Origin of the sequence: Paenibacillus sp. JJ1722, assembly GCF_048282685.1 — a bacterium.
Taxonomy (GTDB): domain Bacteria; phylum Bacillota; class Bacilli; order Paenibacillales; family Paenibacillaceae; genus Paenibacillus; species Paenibacillus polymyxa_B.
On sequence record NZ_CP182500.1, the window covers coordinates 6,057,879 to 6,084,292 of the forward strand.

Below are 26,414 nucleotides of genomic sequence, written 5' to 3' on the forward strand. Positions count from 1 at the left end.
CCGTTCCCCCTACCTGTCACCTCTTTGTCTCACGGTCTGGCTTTGTTTGTGTTGCGTTGGATGCTATCGTTACAGGAACAGCATGAATCTCAGCAACAGAACCGTCACTGAGCGTAACGCGCCATTCAGGAGCAAGCTTCAATCCATCATTGGTCAGCTCCGGTTGATATACGGGAGTCAGATCTCGAATCGTCTTCCCTTTGCCTACAGTCTCCAGTTGCTTCTTCAAGGGCTCGCCGCCCGGCAGCATAACCTTTTTCGAGGATTGTTCTCCTCCCTTGAGATACAGCAACGAACGTTCATAGACAGAAGCCGTTTCCTGCTGGATTTGCAGCGAAATCGTACCAAAGCGGAACGATGGTGTGTCCAGCACTGGATAAGCACCATAATACTGCTGAAACATCACAGTTGTACGATTTTCATCACTGCTCTTCAATTTCAGCTGATACGAAGCATCCCAACCACCATGCTGATTCACAAAATCAACCGCGGCCAGCACATCCCTAATCGGACTGCTTCCACCCGCCCCCGGCGCACTGGGATCGGTATAGCTCATCCATCGTTGCTCCTGCTTGATTTGCAGACTACGCTTGCTGTCCGTATAAATTTGGGAGCCATCCTTTTCCTGAATATTGCGCGTAATCCCCGGATCGAAAAACAAATTCCGCTGCATTTGCTCCGTCGTAAACAACCCGGCATACACCACAGGCTGTGTAGTTTCCAGGTCATTCACGGGAATGTAGTACTGATTATCCACCAGCTCGTACAACGGGGCATTTTTACCGAAATTCACATGCTGCCGGATGTCCTCTACCGTCATATCGAACTGGTTCGCCTCATACACCACATCGCCTCTGGCACTGAAAAAGAGCGCGTGCGGCTTGGCATTCTTTTCATCTATATAGATCCAGATGCGGTTAATCGTCTCTCCCTGAAACACCGAATCCGGCGTCAGACGCATGACCCGCTCCAGTAATGAAACCGGGACCCCGCCTGAAAAAGATAATTCGATGCCTTCATTTTCGCTGCGAATCCGCGCCCAGTCTGCCGATTGAATACTTCGACGTTGAAAGTTGTTAAAGCTTCGGCTTTCCAGCCGTGTATAAATTAAATCGTAAAAAGTAACACCCGGATAAAAAACGGTATGCTTCTTCTCACCTTGGTGAATGAGCATTTTATCAGGAAACACGAGGTTCTCAATCTTTTTCTCCTGCCCCATGCTTTCGGTTTTGACATAGTTCGTCTCTGAAGTGAGTACAGAATCACTGCCCGGAAGGCGGTAAATCAAAAAATAAGTCTGTATCAGGCTGGAAGCAACCAGCAAAATAAGCGTCCAGGACTTCAAACGTTCCTTCACTGTGCTTCCCTCCCTTCACTCGACATGGGTAGCGTAAAGGTCGTGCAGGTTCCCTGACCGTATTCCGACTCCAGAAAAATCTGGCCCCCATGCGCCTTTACAATTTCCCGGGCAATCGACAGTCCCAGTCCCGTGCCGCCCATATTGCGCGATCTCGCCTTGTCTACACGATAAAACCGTTCAAAAATCCGGTCCAGGTCTTTTTTGGGGATACCAATCCCGGTGTCCTGTACCGAAATGGATAGCATCCCCTCACTATTGCGGCGAGCTTCGATCCGAATACTCCCGCCATCTGGCGTATATTTCAGCGCATTGGACATCAGGTTGTCCAACACCTGCTCAATTTGGTCCCGGTCGATCACGACTTTACCGATTCCCTGCTCTACGAACATCCCTGAGCGAATGTGCTTTTGCTTCATTTGAAAAGAAAACCGATCTGCGACCTCGTCCAGCATCTCCATCACATCTGCAGGCTGCATCCGCAAAGGTGCCTCATTGGAATCGAGCCGTGACAGATGCAGCAAATCCGTAACCAACCGGATCATACGCTCTGTCTCGTTGCGGATCACGCCCACGAAACGCTCCGCGAGCTGCGGTTCAGCCATCGCGCCGTCATCCAGCGCCTCAGCATAGCTGCGGATGGTCGTCAACGGAGTGCGCAGCTCATGTGATACATTCGCTACGAATTCCCGCCGTGTCGTCTCCATCTCCTCCTGCTCCGTCACGTCCTGGAGCACGGCAATCGTTCCCGTAATGCCAAATTCCCGCCGATGAATCGGCGTGAATGTCACACGGATAACGATGGGTTCATCCTGACCGGCTGGCTCCAGCTGCAAGAGCGTGGAGGCCGAAGAGCCGCTATACAGGGCCTCGGTTTCCTCCGGGTCGATCCCCAGCAGTACCGCGATATGCCTGCCAGTCATTTCGTTCTCGTTTACGCCCAGCATGGCGCTGGCCCGACGGTTGACCAGAATGACCCGGCCATTGTCATCAGTAGCGACCACACCGTCGCTCATATTGGTCAAGATGGAGGAGAGCTTCTCCTTCTCCTCTTCATTTTGGGACAGCGCCTCACGCAGACGGCCTGTCATATAGTTAAAGGCCACGCTGAGCCTGCCGATCTCGTCATCACCAAATACAGGCATCTGCTGGTCGAATTTGCCCTCGGCAACCTCCGTTGCATGACGTGTCATCACCTTAATCGGGTGCGTAATCGTGTGGGCCAATACCACGCCCAGCACAGCCGTCAACGCGAGCGCAATGAGCATACCTGAAAGAAACACATTGTTAATGCGTTTCATCGTATCGTAGAGCTCGGTCATCGAAGCGGCGATGTACACCGCGCCGACAATCTTGCCTTGGCTGATAACAGGTTTGGCGACGACCTTCTTGCGGACATTATCCTCGTCCACCATGTATTCCTCGTTATCACGGATACCTTGGAGTGCGCGGCTGACCACTGTCTGCGTATTTTTGCGTCCGACATAATCGGCGTGTGAACCCTGAGAAGTAATTAATACTTTGCCGCTGGCATCCAGCACCTGAATTTCCGCGCCGCTGAAATCAAACAAATTATTCACGCGTGCACGCAGGCTTTCCACGCTGTCTTCTTCCATTTTGCCGTCACTGCCACTCAGATCCTGCTCCGCCAGCACGGACAGCATCTCCGCCCGTGCTTGCAAATCCTGCGTAAAATTACTCGTGAGAGAGTTCTTCATCGAGCTGACAAAGTAGACCCCAATCAGCTGCATGGCCACCAAGATAAGCAGCACATAGATAATAATCAGCTTTGCATGAATGGTACGAAAGAAAGACAGCCATCTCATGCCCGCAGGCCACCTTTGCCCACGCTCACGATATATCCAAGGCCACGGCGTGTCAGGATGGTCTCCGGCTTGCTCGGGTTCTCCTCAATCTTCTCGCGCAACCTCCGAATGGTCACATCCACTGTCCGCACATCCCCGTAGTATTCGAAGCCCCACACCGCCTGGAGTAAATGCTCCCGCGTCATGACTTTTCCGGCATTCTTCGCCATGTAGTGCAATAGCTCATACTCACGGTGCGTCAGGTCAAGCGGTGTTCCGTTTTTGTAAGCTGTATACATATCCGTATCAAAAAAGAGGTCGCCCACGCGCAGCCCCTGCTTATCCTCCTGCGGTCGGCTTTCCGACGTGCCTGCCCCGCCGCGTTGCTGTCTGCGCATCTGTGCCTTCACCCGTGCCAGCAATTCCCGTGTGCTGAACGGCTTTGTCACATAATCGTCCGCGCCCAGCTCCAGCCCCAGCACTTTGTCGATTTCGCCGTCCTTAGCGGTCAGCATAATAATCGGCGTCTGGAGCTGATGCCCACGTACCTCGCGGCATACGTCCATGCCATCCATGCCCGGTAGCATCAGATCCAGCAGAATCAGGTCAGGCTGCTGCTTGACCGCGATATCCACCGCGCTGATTCCATCGAAGGCGCAAATCACCTGGTAGCCCTCTTTTTCCAAATTAAATTTTAAAATATCAGCGATTGGCTGTTCATCATCCACTACCAGAATCGTTCCCTGCATATAGCGTTCACCTCTCTTCACGGATCATAATTTATAATTAACTTACGTTTGTCAGTACCTATAAGATGTTTATTCTATTCTATCATACCCGTGAGCCATTCCATTACTTCTCTAGACCCTTTTCTTTACGCAGAAAAAAACCATGCCTGCACCTAATGTTAAGCATGCAGAAAAACATGGCCTTTCCCTTTGATTCTCATAAATCATGTAACTCTCGCTATAAATATCCAATCTATCTTAAATACGTCATTGGATTGCGTGGCGTATTATCTTTACGAATTTCAAAATGCAGATGCGTTCCGGTCGAGCGTCCTGTGTTCCCCATGACCCCAATCGACTCGCCTTGCTGAACCACCTGTCCTACATGAACGCCAATGCTGCTCAAATGCCCGTACACGGTTTGGTAGCCGTTGCCATGATCGATCATAATAACATTGCCGTATCCATTCTGCTGACCTGCAAATGATACCACGCCTTCATCTGATGCGTGAATGTCAGCACTACCGACCAAGTCCACACCCTCATGCATACGTCCCCAACGTGCGCCAAAGCTACTCGACATCGATGCGCCGGACACCGGCCAAGCGAACTGTCCTGAGCCTTCTCCCACGACCTTCGTTCCTCTGAGAACCACCTCAGTAACAGACGGCTGCAGCACCTTTTGACCGAGCCATTCCTCTTGCACGACCTCACCGTTCTCCTTGGTCAAACGATAGTCCATCTCTTTAAGACCTGCTTGTCCCGGTCTGACCACTTTGGTAACTCCTGCCTTCAGTTCATCGCTCTGGCGAATCTCAACCTCAGGCTCGATGGCAATCTGTTCGACGACCTTCTCTACTGTTCGGACCGTAACCGGAGCCTTCGGAGCAGTAAGCTTCAATTCGTCCCCAATTTGCAAATACAGCTCACGCGAGCCGGGATTGTTCTGCTTAATCTCCCAAGCGGTCATATTAAATTTAGTTGCAATCGACGACAAAGAATCGCCTTCTTGCACTGTATACGTGATAGGAGCCTCACGCCCCTCAGTCAACACTTTGACTGCTTCTGCCTCCGTCAGCACCTTGTTCGGGTCTGCTTTCACAGGCTCGTACGCGATTTTCTCACGGATACCGGCAGACTCCAGCCATGCTTTAGGGGTTTTAGTACTAGCACTCGCATGGCTGCTGCCCACGGATGTTTTGCGAACCAGCCCCTTGATACCTGTAGATGTACCCTCACCCACAGGTGTGTACTTCTTCTGTACTTGCTTTAAAGCCGCTTGTGCAGTCGCTTTGTCCTTTACAATGCCAACCGTCTGACCGTTGACCTTCACTTCTACCCCTTTGGCATACGCTGTCAGCATACCGTCCAGCTTCTTTAGCGTGGCCGCGCTGTCGATATCCGCCTTATATGCCTTCTCAATGCCTGTCGTTACCGCGCTCGTATTGAGCACCATATCGACGCCGGGATACTTGTCCTTATATTGTTTGCTCTTCGTTGCGTACAGCTGTTTAAGTTGTTGCTCATTCAAGATATTCCCGACCTCGACGCCTTTTACATACACTTTATAATAAGGAACTGTGTTAGCCCCGACATACTGATTACTCGCAAAAATAAGACTGCCTGCAATCACCACACCGCCTGCCGTCCAGCTCAACCATTTTCTCCGACCGCTCCACCACTTTGCTATTTTCCCCGCTTCCACAGCAGGCTTGTCTGCAACGTTTGAGTCTGCATTCCTGCTGTCTGGTGAATCCTGCTCCCTCAAAACCTTCATGACTCTCTCCTTTTCAGCATATCTTATCTCTATATAAATGCGTTCGTTATTGGTCTTTCACATTATGAACCTAGCCCGTATTCACAAGCATCTATGATATTAGTCGCTATCTACCATTGCATAGTTGCGTAAAAGGTTTCAAAAATTTAACCTTTTCACAACACTGTTTACTTTAACATAGCCTTTACAAAGAATTCAACTACACTCCAATTCCTTCCTGACACGCAAAAAAATCCGCGCATGGCGCGGATTCTATAGTCCTATTTTGAGCATAAACATTTCCCATGAATTCATCGTTTATTATTCAAGATTTTGCAAAATACTCATTTAAGCAAATCCATCAGCTTGTTATATTCCTCTTTGGTCAAATACTTCGCAAGCACCTGCTGAATATCCTGAAGCTCCTGCTCGGTGAGACCGCCTTCCATCGCAGCTGATATTTTCTGCATCTCCTCCGGCGGCAGCTTATTCATCAGAATCGCAAAAATTTCCTGCTTCTGTGCCGCTGGTAAGTTGTTCTTCTTCTCCGTCAAATGGTCGGGCGTAATCACTAAATCATGGCCTTCAATACTCGTTTCGGGTGTAGCTGTACCTTCTGCCTGCTTCCGTGACTCGTTGCCTGATGTTCCGGCCGACGTGGCCCCCTCCTGAGATACCTTGCCATTGGCTACGCCACCAGCCTCACTCCCGCTTTCTTCTAAGCCCTGTCCCATGACAGGCAACGCATCATCAGGCGGTGTTACACTTCCCGAGCCACTTCCCGTCGTCTTGTTCTTCCCCGTGTTTGTGCTTTGGTCCGTACCCGCACTGCCTTTTAGCCAACCCAATCCCCATATGGGCTGATGATCGAGCTGAATGTTAAACTGCCGCAGCAGCGATTGAACATAAGCATTAACGACTACACCTGTCACTGCCAGCGTTAGTGCGCTAACCAACACCACCGTCATTCCTTTTTTGAGCAGCCATCCAAGCCACCTCATATCCCGTTACCTCCTTATACGCATCCTGCCATGTGTGTATCATCATGAAGTGCATATAGATCAGTATTGACGAGATATGACGATTTTTAACCCATGGAATATGTAAAACTAGCACAATTCAATAGAAGATGCCACATTCTGATTGAATCAGCGCGTACGACGCACCCAGAAACGGAAAATGTCACTGCGGACATAATCCAGAGAATACAGCACCTGCCTGTTCATTTCATCATAGTGAAGCTGCTTCAATAGTAATACCGTAGCCTGCGGATCCTTCAGCAGACGTGTCATATGTGCGTCGTCATAGTTGGGAACGGTAAGCTCGGAATACGCTCCGACGATTCGCACCCCCGCCTTGAACTCAAGACTCTGAAAAAGTGAGCCTGAAAAAGAGTCACCTTCCAGAATGGGACCGGCTAATTTCTCTGGCATCCAGTTTATAGAGTGGGCTACAGCCTCTCCGTTGGCAGTGCGTGTACGCTCTAGGGCAATCATGGGCTCATTTTCGGAAAATCTCATCTGTTCGGCAATATCAGGAGGACAAACCGAAATTCTCTGAATGGATTCCAGCTGCTCGTCTTCCCGTAACCCTGCCGAACGAATCATGTCCCCGATGCTGTACAGGCGGTCCAGCGAGCTTGGAATACTCGGCAGCGGACAAGTAGCAAACGTGCCACTCCCGTGTTTTACTAGTAGCTTACCTTCCGATTCCAGTTGGCGAATAGCTCCCCTTAGCGTCGTACGCGAGACACGAAACGATTGGGAAAGTGCAGTTTCTGACGGCAGCCGATCCCCCGGACCCATTTGATTAACCTTCATATATTCTTCTATAAGCTGCTTTATGTTCTCTTGTTTTGTTGACACCGTCCGAAGCCCAGCCTTTCTATTGTGTTAAGCCATATAAATCGGATTCGTAAAAGCAATCATCATCACGCAGTCTTCCATGCAGCCGTAAAGCTCGGCTCTTATCCAGCCCTTTCCTAGCGGATCTTGCAATGACAGCGTATATTCTCCTGTTTGAGCAGGGATCTGAATCTCGGAGCATATTCCATGACTACTTGTCAGCAGAAGACGAAGATTCTGAGGCTTGAGGTTATAATGGGATGCTCTTGCTTCCACATCCAATTGAACCGTCACCGATAGTGAATCCTCTACAGTCAGCTCTATATATTCGCCGATGTGATAACGATTTTCTCTGCCCTTAATCTGTGCCCACATCGTCAGTAACGGTCCCATCGTAACTGACACTGAACCGTGGCGAATCGCCTCAACTGCCCGGCCTGCTAAACCTTCTCGCTCTTCTGCTTCATCATGAACACCCAGATACGTAACAGCCGGAAGCGCATCATCTGGTTTAGATACATGCCAGTCCCGACCGCTTACCGCAGTGATGCGATACCCCTGATTCAACAAATCGGTCCACATGGCAAACGCCCGCTGGCTATCCCGCTTAATAGATGGCATAAGCGTTGACCAGACCTCTATATAATCCACCTCATGCCAATCCTGAATAGTGTACTCCCAAAAGCACCCCGTGCAGATCGGACTTCCGATCCTGAACGGATGGGCAATCCCTGCAATGCCTCCCTGCTCATGCACCTGCCGAATCCCCTCATGGATGTCATCTGGTCCCAGCACACGCCAGTCGATAAAGCGGTCAACCCCAAGCGTCAGCATATGCCCGTAAAAGGTCGTCCACTCCATTCCTGAAATGATCGGGAGACCGAACTGCCGCTGAACCCGTTCCTGATCCGCAAGTGCCGATTGCGTGTTGTGATCCGTCATAGCGATACATTCAAGCCCGAGATTGGCTGCACTTTGGGCCAGCTCCTCCAGTGTTTGCTTGCCGTCGCTGTGAAGCGTATGGGTGTGAAGCTCAGCTGGAATCCATTTAAGCATATGCTGCTTCCTCCCCCAATACATGAATTTGGTAGGCAAGCGTCTCGGTCACAACGGCATGCAGACTGACCGTAATCCGCCACATGCCCACCGGATGATCTCCTGCAAGAAATCCCGGCGAAGCCGCAGACGAACCGAGCCAATGCTCCTGCTGCATCTCGGGACGGTGCGCATTTCCGCGGTGACGGAGAGGATCATCGACAGACAGCGTTAATAAATTTTGCAGCGGTATATACTTCTTCCATAGATCGGATGAATGCCCCGGCTCGTCGTATCCGTATTTGCTCATGCTTTCCTCTATGATTTCTCGTGCTTGCTCTTGATCCTCCAATAACTTGGGCGTGTAAGAGAAGTGAATACGTATCGTTTCAGTCGGCTGTGGAATATGAAAAGAGTACGTAATATGGCTCTGGGTGCAGGTTCTGTCGACCGTTCCTTCCACATACAGTAGTCTGCTCATGACTCCCCATCCTGGCTAGACGGTTCATCCACAACATGTTTCACCATATCATTCACAGTATGGTCTTCATCACCTGACCTGTCTTTGTCTGCCGCCCACAAAACACCCACGGGTTGAAGCCGCGTCAGCTCAATCACCCGGTCTGTACGAATACCTGGAAACTGCGGGAGGTTATCCTCGTTTAACGTAAAGGCACACAGTCCGGCTACTTCCATGCTATCCGCACCGCCTTCCAGCAATACGGCCCTGATTTCAGCTATATCCTCAAGCACAGCTTCTCCAGACAGCTTGACCGTGGTAGAAAAATGTGACTCTGCACCCTCATAAGCGGCTCTAAATTCCCCGAGTCTCAGATCATGATGGCAGGACGAATACCACTGCTCCGAGCCGTGAAGGCGAAGCTGGACATCGACACAGGCATCTTCCTCGCGCCGATTGAAGCCAGGCTTGAGCCCTGGATACAATTCTCTGCCTGAATCCCGTAAGGGACGTTTTGAAGTCTGGATAAACACATAGCTACGCTGGTGTGCAAGTGTAATGGAAGACGCCTGTGATGGCATTTCCAGCTCCTGCTGACGTTCCATCTCCCACCCGGTGACCTGATAGGCAAAAGGAAAACGGCTCATGACGGCCTCACGCGGCTCTTCCTCTGGTTTCCACTGGAAAGCAGGCGGTAGCATAAAACGATAGTCCGATGTAATGTCATCCTTAAAGTTTCCGTTGGTTGTTGCGGATTGGAGAACAGGATGCCCGCCCAGATCATAATTGCCATTAAACGCAGTCGTAATATGATGTGCCCCTTGAAAAACAGCTTCCAGAACATTGCCCCCTGCATCCAGCTCGACGCGGTACATCCATTCGATATCGGTGGTTCTTCCCCATTTGCTCATAAGTAGCGGCGCGGGCGTTCCCTCATCTTCATGGCTGAACATCATTTGGAATTCGATGACCGTCTTCCCCTCGTTCACTTCTATGGAATAGAACAAAACAAGCGGTGTATCCGTAAAGCGATTCTCATAGGGATGTGACAGATTGCGGCCATATAAAAGCGGGGTATGGCGATAAATCAGCGATCTTGGAGAGGAATCAGCCACGCAGCGCAGTTCAACCCCATCGATCCATGCTCGAGATACAAGCGGAGCCGATTCCAGTTCGCGGAATTCGGCATAGACCTCATAATCGCCTTCTTTTAGATACCCCAACAAACGGGTGTACACTCCCTGACTGCTGCCATAGTACAAAATGACATCTTGATTATAGGCTTCATTCAGGTAGAGACGTACGAAAGCAGATTCTCGATCTGTCGCAGCCCAGTCACTGTCTGATCTGGCGAACAGATCAAGCTCCGCATATCCGTCTTCTGGCATGGAAAATGTAAACCGGAATCCGTTTCCCGGACTGAGCTCAACCTCGGCCTTGTGTAAGGCAATCCGATAACCGCAATCCAGCAGATCCTTTTCCCACGTTCGCCCACTAAACCCGGTAATTTTCACCTCTGCTTGGCTGTTCATCCCTGTAACCTCCTTAGTGTATAACGGCGGTCTAGCTGGCATCCGCATCCTTCACCATTGTCCGAATATAAAAGTAGCCCATAAAAGAACACAGTAAAAACATAAACACTGCCATTGCACTGGCCGTATGCGTCTCCTGATAGCTGGAAAACACCTGCTGCATCGCAACACCCAGCACTTGTGGTGAGTTGGCACCGATCAGGAAGGGAGCCGTAAAGCTGCCCATGATTCCCATGAAAATGAAGGTCACCGCAACCCACATCGTTTTGTAGGAAAGGGGTAAAATAAAGCGCCCAAACAGCTGTATTGTGCTGGCTCCAGCATCTCTGGCACTTTCGACGACAGCGTTTGGAATGCTGGCAAGTGCCGAGCTGAGCAGCATGGTTGCGAACGGAATGTTGAACCACAAATTAGCCAGCACCAGCCCTTTGTAGTCATAAATAATCCTCGGAATCGTTTCAATGCCAAGCGGCAGCAAAAGACGTGCAGCCCAACCGTGATTACCATACATAGTAATGATCGCATACGTTGCAATTACACCGGGAACAAACATCGGAATAAAATACAGCCGGCCTATCCACTTCACGACAACCCCTTTACCAAATCTCAGATAAACCGCCAAAGCATAGCTGATGACCAGAGTAAGGGCCGTCGAGACTAACGTGATATTAATGGTATACATGATATTTCTACGCATGGCAGGTTCCGTGAACAGCCGAATATAGTTGGCCAGTCCGTAGCCTGTTCCATATTGATCAATCAAGCTTTCCTTCACGGCATAGAGAATCGGAATAATAACGACGACCAGCAAAATGAGAAAAGACGGGATGACCAGGGCAAGCCCCAGCATCCCCCTTTTGGACAATGGACTCATGATCAACCGCCCGCTACTTCACTTTGCCAGCGTTTGTAGATTTCCTGCTGGAGTTCTCCGCTGTTAAAGCTGCGGTATCCAGAAGATACACTGTTAAATTTCTCTTGCAGCTCCGTTGGCATCAGATTCCACTTAATCCCCGGATAGCCGTACATTTTATTAATAACCACCGTTTGCGCTTCAGGCGTCAGTATATAATTCAAGAATTCCTGAGTTGCTTCTTTTTTGGAGGAAAGCGAAGGAACCATCAGATAAGAGGGTCCACCTGTAAAAGCAGGGTCGATCTGTGTCAGCTTCACCGTGTCTGGAAGCAGCCCTTTAGCCAGTTGTTCGAGTGCCATATCAGACCAGGCTGGAACCATGTCTACCTCTCCACTTGCCAAAATATCAAGCGTACCTTGGTTCTTCTTAGGATAGACTCCTTTTTGGTACATTGAAGGGCCCAGTTCCTTGAGCAGTGAGAAGCCTTGATCCCATTTCTTCATATTTGCCGGATCATCACTGTTCATCGCCTCTGGCGGAAGGAAATTATAGATAACCGTGTTCACAAATGAGCTGCCTGATCCACCTGTGGACGGGTCATTATAGGCAAACTTGCCCGGATGCTGACGAATCCACGTGTACAGTTCGTCGGCTGTTTTCGGAGGTGTCGCTACTTTTGCACTGTTATAGGCAAGTACAACCGAAGAGGCACGGTATGGAATGGCCTGATTGTTGACTTGCTTGAGATACGTTTCATCAACATTCTTCAAATTTGGAACCTTGGCAGCATCCACCGTTTCCCACAGTTTCTCGCCTACCCCTTTGGTGATGTCATCCAGACTGCCTTCGTACAGGTCGATATCTGTATCGGTTTGTCCGCTTTTCTTGGCTGCGATCAGACGATCCAGTGTAGATGCGCCTCCGGTCCCTGCTGGCAAATACACCAGTTTGACCTTAACGTGATCATTTTTAGCTTCAAAATCCTTGATTAACGTTTCCCACAGCTCTTTGACATTCAGGGACCCTCCAGTGTACAAGGAAATTTCCGTCGTTCCCGTAGCGGCTCCCGCTTTTGTAGACTTGGCTTCCCCTGTAGCCGTGGCGGTATTACCGCCGTTTCCACAGCCAGCCAACAACGATAAACTAAGTACCCCTGCCAAAACCAGACCCATATTCTTTTTCCCAAACACGTTGTTGCCTCCTTTAGATAGTTGCACAAGTTCGCAGCATCACCAGATGATGCGTTCGTGATGGACATTGATGCGATATAGAGGTTGATCGTGAATCTTCACTGTGCTGCTGGAAAAGTAGCAATTTTACTGAAGCTGAATCTGATGTGCTCTCCACTGCGCAGCTCGACCGCTCGTTCACGCGGCACAAACATTTTCAGATGATGGGTACCGCTATCCAGCGAAACTTCCGCATAATGCCCGAGAATCATCACTTGTCTGATCGTTCCGGCGAGAGAACCATTTTCTTCCGTCGTCAGAACAATATCCTCTGGTCTTACACCAACCATGGATTCACCTGTGTATTCATGCTCTTGTGCAAACGGTATTCCGCTGACAGAGACACTGCGACCTGTGCTCACCCCCTTTAATAAATTGATACGGCCAATAAAACCCGCTACAAAAAGTGACTGTGGCTTGTCATAAATCTCCTGCGGTGAAGAAAGCTGCTCAATTCGGCCCGCATTCATAACGACGATTCGGTCGGAAATGGACAGCGCCTCCTCCTGATCATGGGTGACGAACACCATCGTCATCCCCGTCTGGGTCTGGATATCCCGCAGCTCCTCCCTCATCTCCATGCGCAATTTAGCGTCAAGCGCGGAAAAAGGCTCGTCCAGCAGCAATACATCAGGCTTTAGCAGCAGAGCCCGAGCGAGTGCTACCCGCTGCTGCTGACCGCCCGAGAGCTGTCCCGGCGTTTTACGCTCTGCGCTCTCTAGCCGAACCAGCGCTAGCGCTTCCTTCACCTGACGATCAATTTCTGTCTTCTTCACCTTTCGAATCTTCAACCCGAAAGCCAGATTGTCATACACGGTCATATGCGGCCACAAATTATAACTTTGGAACACCATAGCCGTTGGACGCTTTTCGGGCGGCAGCTTGAGTACGCTTTTACCCTGAATCTGAATGTCGCCACTGTCCGGGTCCAAAAAGCCGCCAATGGAGCGAAGTACGGTTGTTTTACCACAGCCGGAAGGTCCCAGCAGTGTCACTAGCTCTCCCTTCATCACGTCAAGCGAAATGCCTTTGACTCCGTCTCCTGTCTTGAAGCGTTTGGTTAACTCTTGAATGGATAATTGAATGGGCATTAGCTTAGGCTCCTTTTTCAGGATTTTGCAAACTCCTCTTTTGACCAATTACGTTATTTCACCTGAAATCCGCCCGCCAGTACATCCGCACTTACAAAACGCTTGGCTGCCAATAGCAGAATGATCGTTGGCAGAGTAAGAATGACAGAGAAAACAGCGCCCGTTGTGCTCGGATAATCAGCAATGATGGAATACATGATGACTGGCATTGTTTTATAGTCCGGTGTCCCGACAAGGAGTGTCCCCTGTGCTTCATCTAGTGAAGCAAGAAAGGTAAAGATGGAGGCGACCACAATGCCGGGCAACGCCATAGGAAAGGTGATTTTCCAAAACACCCGGAATGGTCCGGCTCCAGCATCCCGCGCTGACTCCTCTTGTGCACGATGTACGCTGCGGAAGGCAGAGGAAGGAATCCAGGTCATATACATGAGCGTGTTTACCATATGGATAAGCACAATACCTGCAAAGGTGTTCATCAACCCGAATTGGTAGAATAGTACGGCAATGGACACATACAAACCCATTTTCGGAAAAGCATGCGTAAGCAGGAATGAGAAAAGAAACCACTTACTGAGCGGGAAAGAAATTCGTGCGAAGGCATAAGCAGCAGGAATACATACGATAATGGAGCAGACCGTAACGGTAATCGCAATCAAGAAGGATAGGGAAATCGAGCTGAGTACATCATCCTGGGTAAGTACAAACTTCCACCATTCCAGTGACAAGCTCTGCGGGAGCAGTGCAGGATACTGCCATTTTCCCGAAACCGCCAAAAGGAGAAGATTGGTCAGAGGTCCCAGGAAAAAAATGACGAAAATGACAAGCACGATGAATTCCACAATTTTGCGTGTGCCGAGTGAGCGAAGATACCAGTTCATAATTCATCCCTCTCAAGACGTCTAGACGTCCGAATCTCTTTTCTATTTGGATTATAGAGAGGGTTTGTTATCACAAATCGACAAGGAAGATAAGATTATGTAAAGGGGGAGGAACCATTTAACACTTCACAGAATAAAAAAAAGAGAGAGGCTGCTAACAGCCTCTCTCCTTGAACATGTATCAATAGCTATATCATTCTTGTCCTACAAATAAATCGGAAGCACCTGATTTGTTTGATCGCGATTACGCCCAACCGAGAAAATAGCAATTGGGATACCTGTCAGATCAGACACGCGTTGTACGTAATTGCGTGTAGTCTCAGGCAGTTCCTCCAGCGTTTTCACGCCAGTGATGTCTTCGCTCCAACCTGGCATTTCTTCATATACCGCTTCGCATTCCGCTAGCATTTTCAGGCTAGCCGGATAATGCGTAATCACCTCGCCGCGGTACTTGTAACCTGTGCAAATTTTCACCGTTTTCAGGCCAGTCAATACGTCCAGCGAGTTCAGGGAAAGACCCGTTAACCCACTGACACGACGGGCATGACGCACAACGACGCTGTCAAACCAGCCAACACGACGAGCACGACCTGTAACCGTACCGTACTCATGACCTGTTTCACGAATGTAATCGCCGACTTCATCGTTCAGCTCAGTTGGGAAGGGTCCATCACCTACACGAGTTGTGTACGATTTAGCTACACCGATGACTTGTTGAATCTTGGACGGTCCCACACCGGAACCAATACATACGCCACCAGCCGACGGGTTGGAGGACGTAACGTACGGATACGTACCTTGGTCGATATCGAGCATAACGCCTTGCGCACCCTCGAACAGTACCTTTTGATTTGCGTCAATCGCATCATTCAACACGACAGACGTATCTCCTACATAAGGACGGATAAATTCAGCATACTCCAGATACTGTTTCAGTATTTCTTCTACGTCCAGCGGCTCGCCGCCGTATACTTGTTCAATCACTTGATTTTTTTCTTTCGTTTGGTGGCGCAGCTTCTTTTCGAATTCCTCTGCATCCAGCAAATCAGCAATACGAATACCGTTACGTGCAGCTTTATCCATATAAGCAGGGCCAATCCCTTTACGGGTAGTACCAATTTTGTTAGGACCTTTGCGGTCTTCTTCCAGCACATCCAGCGTCATATGGTACGGCATAATCACATGTGCACGGTCACTAATGACCAGATTTTTTGTGGAAAAGCCATTATCATGAATGTAAGTAATTTCTTCAATAAGAGCGGCTGGATTTACTACCATGCCGTTGCCAATAACACACTTTTTATCTTCATAAAAAACGCCGGATGGAATCAGGCTCAGCTTGTACTTTTTACCGTCAATGAGAATCGTATGACCAGCATTGTTTCCGCCTTGGTAACGGGCCACCACTTCAGCGCTTTCCGCCAGATAGTCCGTGATTTTACCTTTGCCTTCGTCTCCCCATTGTGTTCCCACAACGACTACAGTTGACATGTTTCATTCCTCCGTGGAGTGCCCACAGACACTCTGATTTTGAGCTGACACACTACGCATATCCGACTTCAACCGCCTGAGCGAGCAGATATGGAGCGTTCTCGGACAGCAGGAAAAAACGTCCGTCGCAGACATTCCGTAGGTTCGGAAAGCCCCGGGCGTATTGTTCTCCCCACTGCGTTGAAGCAGCACTATAAGTGTAACAGCACCATTTTTTAAAGTCAAATAAAAAGCGAACATTATATTACATGAAAATAGTATTGTTCGTAATTGAGAGTTTCATTCCTTATATGAAAATACGTGAACCCTATAAAAAAGGACCCTTTCGAGATCGCGAAATCCGCGTCGAAAGAGCCTTTTCTAATGATACTAATATGTTATCCGGCGAACGCATCCGAATGGGCACGCTCGTAATTAGCGAATTTATTATAATTTTTGAGAAAGACCAATTCTACCGTACCGACCGGGCCGTTACGCTGCTTGGCAATGATAATCTCAATAATATTCTTCTTTTCTGTTTCCTGATTATAGTAATCATCCCGGTACAGAAACGCCACGATATCAGCATCCTGCTCGATAGAACCCGATTCCCGCAAGTCACTCATCATCGGCCGCTTGTCTTGACGCTGCTCCACACCCCGACTCAGCTGGGAGAGGGCAATTACAGGCACTTCAAGCTCACGGGCGATTTGCTTCAATGTCCGTGAAATTTCGGATACCTCCTGTTGCCGGTTCTCGCCTGCTTTGCCTCGTCCGTGAATAAGCTGCAAGTAGTCGATTACGATCATACCCAGTCCCTTTTCCGTCTTGAGACGGCGGCATTTGGCACGGATATCAGCCACAGTGATGCCGGGCGTATCATCGATATAGATTTCCGCCTCTGACAAGGCTGCAATGCCCATCGTCAGCTTCGCCCAATCGTCGTCGCCTTTAAATTCACCTGTCCGCATGACGTTCGCGTCCAGATTGGCCTCGGCGCAAATCATCCGCTGCACGAGCTGAGCGGCCGACATCTCCAGACTGAAGATGGCTACTGTCTCTTTTGCCCGAACTGCAACGTTTTGCGCAATATTCAGAGCGAACGCTGTTTTACCTACGGATGGACGGGCGGCCACAATGATCAAGTCATTGCGCTGGAAACCCGCCGTCATCTTGTCCAAATCAACAAACCCGGACGGAATCCCGGTCGTATTGCCCTTGTTCTGATGCAGCAATTCAACGCGGTCAAACACTTCCATCACGACATCGCGGATGGCAATAAAGCCACTACCTGAGCGCCCGTTGGATATCTCCATAATCTTGCGCTCAGCATCGCTCAGCATACCAGCGACATCCTCGCCACTGCTATAGCCTTCGCTCACAATCTGTGTAGCTGCACGAATCAAGCGACGAAGCATCGCTTTTTCTTCAATGATCTGGGCATAGTAATCCACGTTAGCCGCTGTTGGCACCCCGTGAGCCAGCTTCGCCAGATAACTGACACCGCCGATATCCTCTAGCTGTCCCTTGTCCTGAATTTTCGAGGTCAGCGTAACCAAGTCAATCGGCTGTCCGGATTCACCCAGCTCAATCATTGCTTCGTAAATCATCTGATGAGCCTTATCATAAAAGTCCTCGGTTTGCACCCGCTCCATTGCGGTAATCAGTGCTTCAGACTGGAGCAAAATAGACCCGATAACCGCCTGTTCAGCCTCCAGATTTTGCGGAGGAATCCGATCAAAAAATTCGCCGCCCATAATTATTCTTCAGTCACCTGTACTTTCAGCGTAGCTTTGACCTCAGGATGAAGCTTAACGGTCATTTGAGTCACGCCCAACGTACGAATCGGTTCTTCCAGCTCAATTTTGCGTTTGTCCAGCTTGATGCCAGTTTTAGCTACTGCCTCCGCGATTTGCTTGCTTGTAATCGCGCCGAACAGCCGTCCACCTTCACCAGCCTTCGCCTTGAGCTGAATCGTTGTCTCTTCCAGCTTTTTGCCGAGCGCTTGAGCCTCTTCCTTTTCCTCTTGCTTGCGCTTTTCCTCAGCAGCATTCTGATTTTCCAGCGTCTTCATATTTCCTTCTGTCGCTGGACGGGCAACACCACGCGGCAACAGGAAATTCGCTGCATAACCGTCCGACACTTCCTTAATTTGCCCCTTCTTGCCTTGGCCCTTCATATCTTTAATGAATATCACTTTCATTCAAATAACCCCTCTTCCCCATCAATTTCGGCCAGCACGTCGACCACTCTGCGCTTAGCTTCCTCCAGCGGGCAATCCAGCTGAACCGCCGCATTCGTCAGATGTCCTCCGCCGCCTAGCCGTTCCATGACGACCTGTACGTTCATGCGTCCGAGTGAACGGGCGCTGATCCCCACCAGGCCGTCAGGACGTTCACTGACCACAAAGGAGGCCAGTACATCCGTCATATTGAGTAATGAATCCGCCACCTGAGCAATCAGGAGCTGCGGTATTTTCTGTCCGGGCTCAGTTACCGCAATTGCGATATGCCCATATATCATTTTAGCATGCTTAATAATTTCCGCCTTAGCAATATATTCATCCAGGTCCTCTTTTAACATGCGCTGGATCATTACTGTATCTGCCCCACTACGCCGTAAAAAGCCGGCTGCCTCGAATGTACGCGAGCCTGTATGCAGGGAAAAATGCTTGGTATCCACCGTAATCCCCGCCAGCAGTGATGTTGCCTCCAGCGGTGTCAGTTGGACCTTCTCATGGATATATTGCAGCAGCTCGGTCACCAGCTCACAGGCCGATGACGCATATGGCTCCAAGTAGATCAGAACCGAATCGTTAATAAATTCCTCGCCCCGACGATGATGGTCGACAACCACCACCCGGCTGGCCGTTTGCACCAGACGCGGCTCAATCGTCATTGAGGCCTTATGCGTGTCCACCACGACCAGCAGACTGTGCTCAGTCATCAGCTGGAGCGACTGCTCTGGCGTCATGAGCGCTTGCGATAACTTCTCATCCTTGTTTACCTGCTCCATCATTCGGTCGATAGACGGATTGGATTTATCCAGTACGATATGTGCCTCTACATTGTAAAGTGCCGCAGCCTTCCACACACCGATGGCCGCTCCCAATGCATCCATGTCCGGTATTTTGTGTCCCATGATCAGGACGCGGTCGCTCTCCTGCATCAGGTCACGCAGCGCATGTGCAATGACTCGGGCACGCACCCTGGTACGCTTCTCGACAGCATTGGACTTGCCTCCATAAAAGGACAGGCGCTGTCCCGCCTTCACTGCTGCCTGATCGCCCCCACGTCCAAGCGCCATATCTAGACTGGATTGGGCCAGCTCGCCTAGCTCCTTGATGCTCTCTGCACCGAAGGACAAGCCAATACTCAGTGTCATTGGTACTTTTAAATCCGCCGTCATTTCCCTTACGGTATCCAGAATGACGAATCGACTTTGCTCCAGCTCCTGAAGCGCTTTATGATTTAGCATAATGAGATAACGCTCAGAAGATAATCGACGCAAATAAATATTGTACTGATTAGCCCAAGATGTAATCTCGCTTGACACCTTTGCAATAAGCGCGGTGCGTTGCTGATCGTCCATTCCCTGAGCAGCCTCGTCCATATTATCGAGCATGACGATACCGAGCGCCAACCGCTCGTTTTCATACTGCTTGCGTAGCACCGCCAACTCCGTGACTTCATACAAATATATCAGACGCTCATCGGGCACGATCAGAAACTGATAATGACGCTCATCATGCTGTAGCTCCACCTTCAGCTCACGAGCAGGCTCCTTTGTTTCCTTCTTGGTGCTTAGAGCACCTGCGAGTTGAGGAAACAAATCTTGAAGAGACTCACCAATCAGTGATTGCTCCTCGAACATCTCCCCGGCAAACCGATTGTGCCATTCTACCGTTCGATTTTCACTGTATAAAATGATGCCGAACGGCAATGTACTAATCGCTTCCCCTTCCACCCGCTTGATCCGGAAGGAAAGACCGCTGATATATTGATTCAGTTCCCGACGAAAATCCAATTCCGTCTTCAGCATCAGCCCGCCGAGCAAGAATGACAGCAGCAGTCCTATCACACCCAGTTCCCAGTTGTACATGGAAATACATATGACAAGCACCAGCAGCAGTAAAAACGCCCAGACCGTCTGATAGCCGTGCCAGCGTTTTTGTAGAAATTTAGGCATGACTGTTCACCCTATTTCTTTGATCTTGTAATAGCTTCACGCAGCGGAAAGGCCAAATCAATAATACCTATAATGCGGAGCGGCTGGAACACCAGAACGACGAGCGACAGCAGCAACGCAATCACCGGGCTCATTTTACGGCTATGCGTCCAGAAGTATACAAAACCAATCGTCTGGATAATAAAACATGCATGAATCAGCGGTAGCATACTAATGGAAACCATTTGAATCCAGCTGCTATCGGAAGACCCTGCTATCCATTCAATTACAATTGCCAGCAGATAATACCAGATCAGCGCGCGCGGTAGCCTCCACTCGCGAGCAGGCTTCATTTTGCGTACCGGTACATCGAGACTGCTCAATGCCGGACGTGCCAAAGCATGCGTAATCACCGCCAATATGAACGAGGTCATGATCAGCACATACGGAATTTTTCCAATCAGCATTGTACCGAGTTTCTGCGTATCCTCCGCTGTCCAATTCATGTTCGAAAACATCGGATTAGCACTCAAAACCTGCTGTACTATACTTGCCGATATCGCGGCCTGATCACGAAGGTACTGCGAAAGATCAAACCCAAAAGAATACGTAGCGATAAACAGAACAACCAACAACTCGGCTAAAATAATGCCCATTCCGGTCATCAACGCCTGAAAAGCAGGTCCTCCCTTTTTATAAATCCGTCCCATCATTATTGAAGGAATCAGAAAATAAATCGCAGGGAGCAGCGAATACACATCGAGTAGCGCTATAATTAACAGCACCGGTATGACGTGGACCAGAAATCCTTTGAAAGGCAGCGATGAAAACAATACAGCGCCAGGCACAATCAGCAAAAATACGGTAATGATTCTTAATGGTGTCAATAGAGTCAGCAGCAGAAGCAAATAAATGACGCTCCATGCTACAGTTGCCAAGCGGAATTTCAACGTTTTCACCTCTTACGCATATGTTCTTCCAGTGCGGAAATGTCCTGATACCAATCCTCCAGCTGGTGTCCTTCTTTTCTGTGCTTTCTTAGCTTGTCGATGAGTAGATCATCCAATTCACGGTAAGACACTCCAAGGCGCCTCCCCAAAATATAACTGCTCATCACCAAACTCGCCAAACAATCACCAATGCGGGCTGTACTGCCTTCCCACATCGCCTTAAACAGACGGGAGACTTGGTCAAGCACCTCTGTTTTAAGCCATTCAATAACCTTGGCTCGTTTAACTACATCCATTTCTTTAGGCATATGATGAAGAGTCACACCCCTCTGAAAAAGCTTTATTCTCCATTATAGCATATCCTATTCTGAAAATAACTGTTACCCCATAAGGTAAATCGTTATTTTCGGACCAGCTTTGCTGCTTATTTTAGCTTGAAGTATTAAGCGATTCCCTGGACACAAATTTTTCACAATACTCAATAATCTGGCTGCGACGTACAATGCCAATAAACCGTTCCATATCATCTACGACGGGCACAAAATTCTGTACCTTCGCCAAATTAATTAAATCCTCCATGTTCGCGTCAATGGATACGGGCTTCATCGTAACCCGCAACGGAACGTCCTTAAGCATAAACTTAGAAGCGTTTTCAAAGGTGATTTTCCCCTCGGACTCTTTCATATGCCACAACAGATCACCTTCTGTAACTGTACCTGTATATCTACCTTCTTTATCCAAAATAGGAACCGCTGTAAAACGGTGATATTCCATCCGTTCCAACGTTTGCCGTAAAGTAGCATCCGCCGTTACACAAGCAACTTCCTGTTTGGGAAGCAAGAAAAAAGCGATGTTCATGAGAAACGAATCCCCCTCAAAATCAAATATAAATCAATTGATTATTCACTGAATGTCCTGCTTGTCGGGAAGCCTCAGCGTCTGCGGGGTTGTATCGGAATCTAGCCAGTTCGCAATCATAAGTCTGGCATATTCAAGTTCCTGTTCATTAGCCCGGTCATAATACAGGCCCTTCTTCTTGAACCCTTCCCCCGTAATCGTAAAACTTGAAATTTGTGGATTCCCCTGCGAAATAGCCTGCTTGCCAAGCCCAGTAATAAAAGTAGGTTCCATATCGGTTTTGAAATTGGCTCCCATAATATCGAGCAGCTCCGGGATTTTGGTAATTCCGTTGATATTCAGCAGCTTATCGGCCATAGCGTTCAAGAAAATTTGCTGCCGTTTTGTACGGTTGAAGTCGCTATCTTCCCGATATCTAACATAATACATGGCTTCCTCACCATTATAAAGCGGCTTGCCCGCCTCAATACGGAACTTGATATGCAGCGGATTCTTATTCTCAATGGGCTTGTCGATGGGAAGCACAACTCCACCCACTGCGTTCACCGCCTCCTGAATACCCTGGAAATTAATCGTAGCATAATAATCGGCCTTATGCTCCATCAACTTCTCTACTGTAGCCATGGACATATCTGCGCCTCCGAACGCATAAGCATGCCCCAACTTATCAAAATCATCCTCGCCATCGCGATTCGGATCATGTCCGACAATCTGTACGTACGTATCCCTTGGAATGGAAATCAAAAGCACACGCGAGTCTGCGGGCCGTACTACTGCATACATAACCGTATCCGAACGACCACGCGCCTTTTCATTTGGCCTTTCATCTGTACCCAGTAACAGCACCGAAAAGGGCTCCTTACGGTAAGCTACTGTCTCTTGCTGCTGCTGTTCACCGGATTGTCGCGGCTGATAGGATTTCTCCAGCTTGCTCTCCAACGTCGGTGATACAAACCAATCAAAAGCCACCAGTGTCAGCTGTTTGCGGAATAGGTAGCCTCCCACTGCAATCAAAAATAAAACAATACATGAAATATATAGAGCGGTAAACCTCTTTTTCTTTTTGGGCTTTCCACTGGTCCTTCTCTTATGTCTTCTCTCCATAACAGGTACCTTCCTTCTTTCCGTCACAAATCCCATCTCTTCATTAAACCGAATTGGTCCCACATGAAGCGAAAACTTCCCCTCAAAGCATAAAAGGTCTGCTACCCTGTTGTCAAAAGTATCATGGCGTGGTCAGCTTCTCAAATTCATGCCAAAAAAGGCTTCGACCTCACGGTCAAAGCCCCAATTCATGTTTATATTCGTATCCTATGTAGCTTTCAAAATCATTTTCCCCCTTAATGCGGGGCCAGTTTCACCAAATTTTGCAGTCGCACGGGGAAAGAAGTCGACAGGGCAAAACCATAATCGAACAACCTCCGTGTCTGCTCAAAACGCTCCTCCTTGCTCGGTGCACCCAACACCACAGCAACTAGCCGTCTTCCATGCTGCTCAGCTGTACCCGTGAAGCAGTATCCAGCATCGCTTGTGTATCCTGCTTTCAGTCCGTCCGTTCCCGCGTAAGAGTACGGTCCAGCCAAGGAAGGCAGCATCCAGTTCGTATTACTAATGTAGATGCCTTTATCCTTCAACTCCATCTGCGTACGGCTGGACGTTCTCAAAATCTCCGGGTGTGACGTAATCAAATAGGAGGCCAACTTCGCCGTGTCGCTTGCTGTCATTTTCGTTTCTCCCCGAATATCCTCAGGGTGATTCGGCCCCAATTCACTCTGCCCTGCTCCAGAGGCATTGCTGAAGCGACTATCGGATGACAACCCGATTTGGGCAGCTTTTCCATTCATACGCTTCACAAAAGCTGATTCATTCCCTGCTGAACGCTCCGCTAACGCGACAGCGGCATCATTCGCTGAATACACAACCATACTCTGGAACAATTCGGATACGGTCATCCTTTCACCATACCGGAGGGACAAATTCACACCGCCCACCGTACTCGCGTAACGGCTAATTCGCACTTCATCATTCCAGCCTAACCGTCCGGCCCGAATATCCTCCAGCACCAATAGCTCAGTCATGAGCTTGGACATATTTGCGGAAGGCATAGGCGTATCGCCGTTCACATCCATCAGTAATTCCCCAGTATGCATGTCCATCAGCACCGCAGCCTCTGCATCCACATTCGGCTTTCCGATCAACAGGCGGGGTCCAAGCGTAATAAAAATCAATATAATAAGTACCGGGACGACAATAGCCCAACGTAACCAATGTTTTTTCATCATCGTAATAACCTCCATACTTTATTAGACGATGAAAAATCCATTTTGTCTGCAATTTTTCGAAAAAAAGATACAATTTTTTTACCTTTTGTATTCCACGCCAAAATATCCGTCAATTCTGCTTTCAGGATGACGGATATTTTGCTTCCTAATTATATATTTTAGGCAAAGTGACAGGCTACAAAATGCTGATCGCCCGCATCGCGGTATACCGGAATCTCTGTTTTACAACGTGCTTCTGCCATAGGACAACGTGTATGAAACTTGCATCCTGAAGGCGGATTGGCCGGAGATGGGATGTCTCCTTTCAACACAATCCGTTGTCTCTTGATCGTGGGATCGGGAATCGGTACTGCCGATAGCAGCGCCTTTGTGTACGGATGAAGCGGATTACTGAACAGTTCCTCCTTGGAGGAAAGCTCTACCATTGAACCCAGATACATCACACCAATCCGGCTACACAGATGCTCGACTACACTTAGATCATGCGAGATGAACAGATAGGTCAATTGGCGTTCCTGCTGCAAATCACTTAACAAGTTAATAATCTGGGCCTGAATAGACACATCTAGAGCAGATACCGGCTCATCAGCCACAATAAAATCAGGATTCAAAATCAAAGCCCTTGCAATCCCGATCCGCTGACGCTGGCCGCCAGAGAACTCATGCGGATACCGATCATAATGATACGAGGATAGCCCACAAATATTCAGCGTTTCATTGACCTTCTTCCGCAGCTCACTACGATCAATCAACCCGTGATCCAGCAACGCCTCACCAATGGCTTCACCGACCTTAATTCTCGGATTCAGTGAGCTAAAAGGGTCCTGAAAGACGATTTGCAACTTCGGACGAAGCGCACGAATCTGCTCTTTGTTTAACGCGTGCAAGTCTTCGCCTTTATATCGTACCGATCCCTCTGTCTTATCCATCAATCTAAGAATCGTGCGTCCAATCGTACTTTTGCCACAACCCGATTCTCCTACCAGACCAAAGGATTCACCCTTATGAATGTTAAAGGATACATCATCGACTGCTTTCACATGTCCGACAGTACGCTGAAAAATCCCGCCTGTGATCGGGAAATACTTTTTCAGCCCTTCCACTTGAATCAAAGGCTCGCTCATATCCGTTGCCCTCCTTCTTTCTCATATAGCCAGCAGGCAACCTTATGACCATTCTCCTTTTCATTCAAAGGAGGAGCCTGATCCTTGCAGATTTGCATACAGTGGGAGCACCGATCATGGAAATGACAATTTTCCCCCAACTCAATTGGGTTTGGAACCTGTCCTGGGATGGAATACAGTCGATCCATTTTCTGATTAATGACGGGCTTCGCCTTTAATAAGCCTTGAGTATATGGATGCTGCGGATTTTTAAACAGCTCAATGACAGGCGCCTCTTCAATGACGTTTCCAGCATACATAACGACCACATAATCAGCCATTTCTGCCACGACACCCAAGTCGTGCGTAATGAGCATAATGGACGTTTTAAGCTTATCCTTCAAATCCCGCATTAAATCCAGAATCTGTGCCTGAATCGTAACATCCAGTGCCGTTGTTGGTTCATCCGCAATCAATAACTTCGGATTACAGCTTAATGCGATGGCAATCATGATCCGCTGGCGCATACCGCCACTCAATTCATGAGGATAGGAATGAAATATTTCCTCTGAACGTGAAATCCCCACCAAATTAATCAGCTCAATTGCCCGAGCATGTGCTTCTCTTTTACTCATTAATGTATGCATCAGCAACGGCTCCGTGATCTGTTCCCCAATCGTAAGCACGGGATTCAGAGAAGACATCGGCTCCTGAAAAATAATCGAGATGTCATTGCCGCGAATTTGCTGCATTTGACCTTTATTGAGTTTTAGGAGGTCTTTGCCCTCAAACCAGATTTGTCCGTCTGAGGTGTGGGGAGAATCAATCAACCGCATCATCGTCATCGCAGTTACACTCTTACCGCAACCAGATTCTCCTACCACACAGAGCGTTTCACCCTCACGAATTTTAAAACTGACGTCATTGACCGCTTTGACAGTTCCGTTAGAGGTATGAAAGTGGGTTTTCAGGTTACGAAATTCAATCAAAGCATTTTCCATAAACGTTCGTCT

The 26,414-nt window shown here is 48.8% G+C and carries 24 protein-coding genes; all 24 read right to left on the reverse strand.

The window, feature by feature from the left end:
• Positions 1-16 precede the first annotated feature (16 nt).
• Positions 17-1,357 carry a YycH family regulatory protein gene (locus tag ACM1ND_RS26975; protein WP_418026903.1) on the reverse strand — a complete coding sequence of 447 codons (1,341 nt, stop codon included), beginning with the start codon at positions 1,355-1,357 and terminating at the stop codon, positions 17-19.
• A complete protein-coding gene (walK, locus tag ACM1ND_RS26980) occupies positions 1,354-3,183 on the reverse strand; it encodes a cell wall metabolism sensor histidine kinase WalK (RefSeq protein ID WP_160788382.1) in 1,830 nt (609 codons plus the stop codon). Before walK ends, ACM1ND_RS26975 begins: the two co-directional genes overlap by 4 nt.
• On the reverse strand, positions 3,180-3,911 hold the full coding sequence (yycF, locus tag ACM1ND_RS26985; protein ID WP_418026904.1) for a response regulator YycF: 732 nt from the start codon (positions 3,909-3,911) through the stop codon (positions 3,180-3,182). Before yycF ends, walK begins: the two co-directional genes overlap by 4 nt.
• Before the next feature lie 232 nt (positions 3,912-4,143).
• Complete coding sequence (locus ACM1ND_RS26990) at positions 4,144-5,667, reverse strand: M23 family metallopeptidase (RefSeq protein ID WP_023991125.1); 1,524 nt, start codon at positions 5,665-5,667, stop codon at positions 4,144-4,146.
• 323 nt (positions 5,668-5,990) lie between these two features.
• Positions 5,991-6,647, reverse strand: a complete 657-nt coding sequence (locus ACM1ND_RS26995; protein WP_023991126.1) for a hypothetical protein — start codon at positions 6,645-6,647, stop codon at positions 5,991-5,993.
• A gap of 147 nt (positions 6,648-6,794) precedes the next feature.
• Entirely contained in the window at positions 6,795-7,511 is a 717-nt protein-coding gene (locus ACM1ND_RS27000; RefSeq protein ID WP_075155007.1) for a GntR family transcriptional regulator, read from the reverse strand.
• A gap of 27 nt (positions 7,512-7,538) precedes the next feature.
• Positions 7,539-8,546, reverse strand: coding sequence for a CehA/McbA family metallohydrolase (locus ACM1ND_RS27005; protein ID WP_418026905.1), 1,008 nt, complete (start codon positions 8,544-8,546; stop codon positions 7,539-7,541).
• Complete coding sequence (locus ACM1ND_RS27010) at positions 8,539-9,006, reverse strand: hypothetical protein (RefSeq protein WP_076292917.1); 468 nt, start codon at positions 9,004-9,006, stop codon at positions 8,539-8,541. Before ACM1ND_RS27010 ends, ACM1ND_RS27005 begins: the two co-directional genes overlap by 8 nt.
• On the reverse strand, positions 9,003-10,517 hold the full coding sequence (locus ACM1ND_RS27015) for a hypothetical protein (RefSeq protein ID WP_418026906.1): 1,515 nt from the start codon (positions 10,515-10,517) through the stop codon (positions 9,003-9,005). The genes ACM1ND_RS27010 and ACM1ND_RS27015 overlap by 4 nt, the downstream gene beginning before the upstream one ends.
• 31 nt (positions 10,518-10,548) lie before the next feature.
• Positions 10,549-11,391, reverse strand: coding sequence for an ABC transporter permease (locus tag ACM1ND_RS27020; protein ID WP_418026907.1), 843 nt, complete (start codon positions 11,389-11,391; stop codon positions 10,549-10,551).
• A 2-nt stretch (positions 11,392-11,393) separates the two neighbouring features.
• Entirely contained in the window at positions 11,394-12,563 is a 1,170-nt protein-coding gene (locus ACM1ND_RS27025; RefSeq protein ID WP_071644143.1) for an extracellular solute-binding protein, read from the reverse strand.
• 98 nt (positions 12,564-12,661) lie between these two features.
• Positions 12,662-13,693, reverse strand: coding sequence for an ABC transporter ATP-binding protein (locus ACM1ND_RS27030; protein ID WP_418026908.1), 1,032 nt, complete (start codon positions 13,691-13,693; stop codon positions 12,662-12,664).
• A gap of 53 nt (positions 13,694-13,746) precedes the next feature.
• Positions 13,747-14,571: an ABC transporter permease gene (locus ACM1ND_RS27035; protein WP_418026909.1), complete on the reverse strand. Its 825-nt coding sequence runs from the start codon at positions 14,569-14,571 to the stop codon at positions 13,747-13,749.
• A gap of 204 nt (positions 14,572-14,775) precedes the next feature.
• The gene (locus ACM1ND_RS27040) at positions 14,776-16,062 is read right to left on the reverse strand and encodes an adenylosuccinate synthase (RefSeq protein ID WP_025723148.1); all 1,287 of its coding nucleotides are present in this window, start codon (positions 16,060-16,062) and stop codon (positions 14,776-14,778) included.
• A gap of 377 nt (positions 16,063-16,439) precedes the next feature.
• Positions 16,440-17,798, reverse strand: coding sequence for a replicative DNA helicase (gene dnaB, locus ACM1ND_RS27045; RefSeq protein WP_023991136.1), 1,359 nt, complete (start codon positions 17,796-17,798; stop codon positions 16,440-16,442).
• A 2-nt stretch (positions 17,799-17,800) separates the two neighbouring features.
• On the reverse strand, positions 17,801-18,244 hold the full coding sequence (gene rplI / locus ACM1ND_RS27050) for a 50S ribosomal protein L9 (RefSeq protein WP_023991137.1): 444 nt from the start codon (positions 18,242-18,244) through the stop codon (positions 17,801-17,803).
• Positions 18,241-20,229, reverse strand: coding sequence for a DHH family phosphoesterase (locus ACM1ND_RS27055; RefSeq protein WP_023991138.1), 1,989 nt, complete (start codon positions 20,227-20,229; stop codon positions 18,241-18,243). The genes rplI and ACM1ND_RS27055 overlap by 4 nt, the downstream gene beginning before the upstream one ends.
• Positions 20,230-20,240: 11 nt before the next feature.
• Positions 20,241-21,158, reverse strand: a complete 918-nt coding sequence (locus ACM1ND_RS27060; RefSeq protein ID WP_023991139.1) for a DUF2232 domain-containing protein — start codon at positions 21,156-21,158, stop codon at positions 20,241-20,243.
• A 5-nt stretch (positions 21,159-21,163) separates the two neighbouring features.
• Complete coding sequence (locus ACM1ND_RS27065) at positions 21,164-21,466, reverse strand: MazG-like family protein (protein ID WP_013312791.1); 303 nt, start codon at positions 21,464-21,466, stop codon at positions 21,164-21,166.
• A 121-nt stretch (positions 21,467-21,587) separates the two neighbouring features.
• Positions 21,588-22,016 (reverse strand): CBS domain-containing protein, encoded by a 429-nt coding sequence (locus tag ACM1ND_RS27070; protein ID WP_013312792.1) that lies wholly within the window; start codon positions 22,014-22,016, stop codon positions 21,588-21,590.
• Between the two features lie 45 nt (positions 22,017-22,061).
• The gene (locus ACM1ND_RS27075) at positions 22,062-23,120 is read right to left on the reverse strand and encodes an LCP family protein (RefSeq protein ID WP_075155009.1); all 1,059 of its coding nucleotides are present in this window, start codon (positions 23,118-23,120) and stop codon (positions 22,062-22,064) included.
• Between the two features lie 236 nt (positions 23,121-23,356).
• A complete protein-coding gene (locus ACM1ND_RS27080) occupies positions 23,357-24,298 on the reverse strand; it encodes a D-alanyl-D-alanine carboxypeptidase family protein (RefSeq protein WP_023991141.1) in 942 nt (313 codons plus the stop codon).
• Positions 24,299-24,456: 158 nt separating this feature from the next.
• Positions 24,457-25,422: an ABC transporter ATP-binding protein gene (locus ACM1ND_RS27085; RefSeq protein WP_013312795.1), complete on the reverse strand. Its 966-nt coding sequence runs from the start codon at positions 25,420-25,422 to the stop codon at positions 24,457-24,459.
• Positions 25,419-26,402 (reverse strand): ABC transporter ATP-binding protein, encoded by a 984-nt coding sequence (locus tag ACM1ND_RS27090; protein WP_025723142.1) that lies wholly within the window; start codon positions 26,400-26,402, stop codon positions 25,419-25,421. Before ACM1ND_RS27090 ends, ACM1ND_RS27085 begins: the two co-directional genes overlap by 4 nt.
• Positions 26,403-26,414 lie beyond the last annotated feature (12 nt).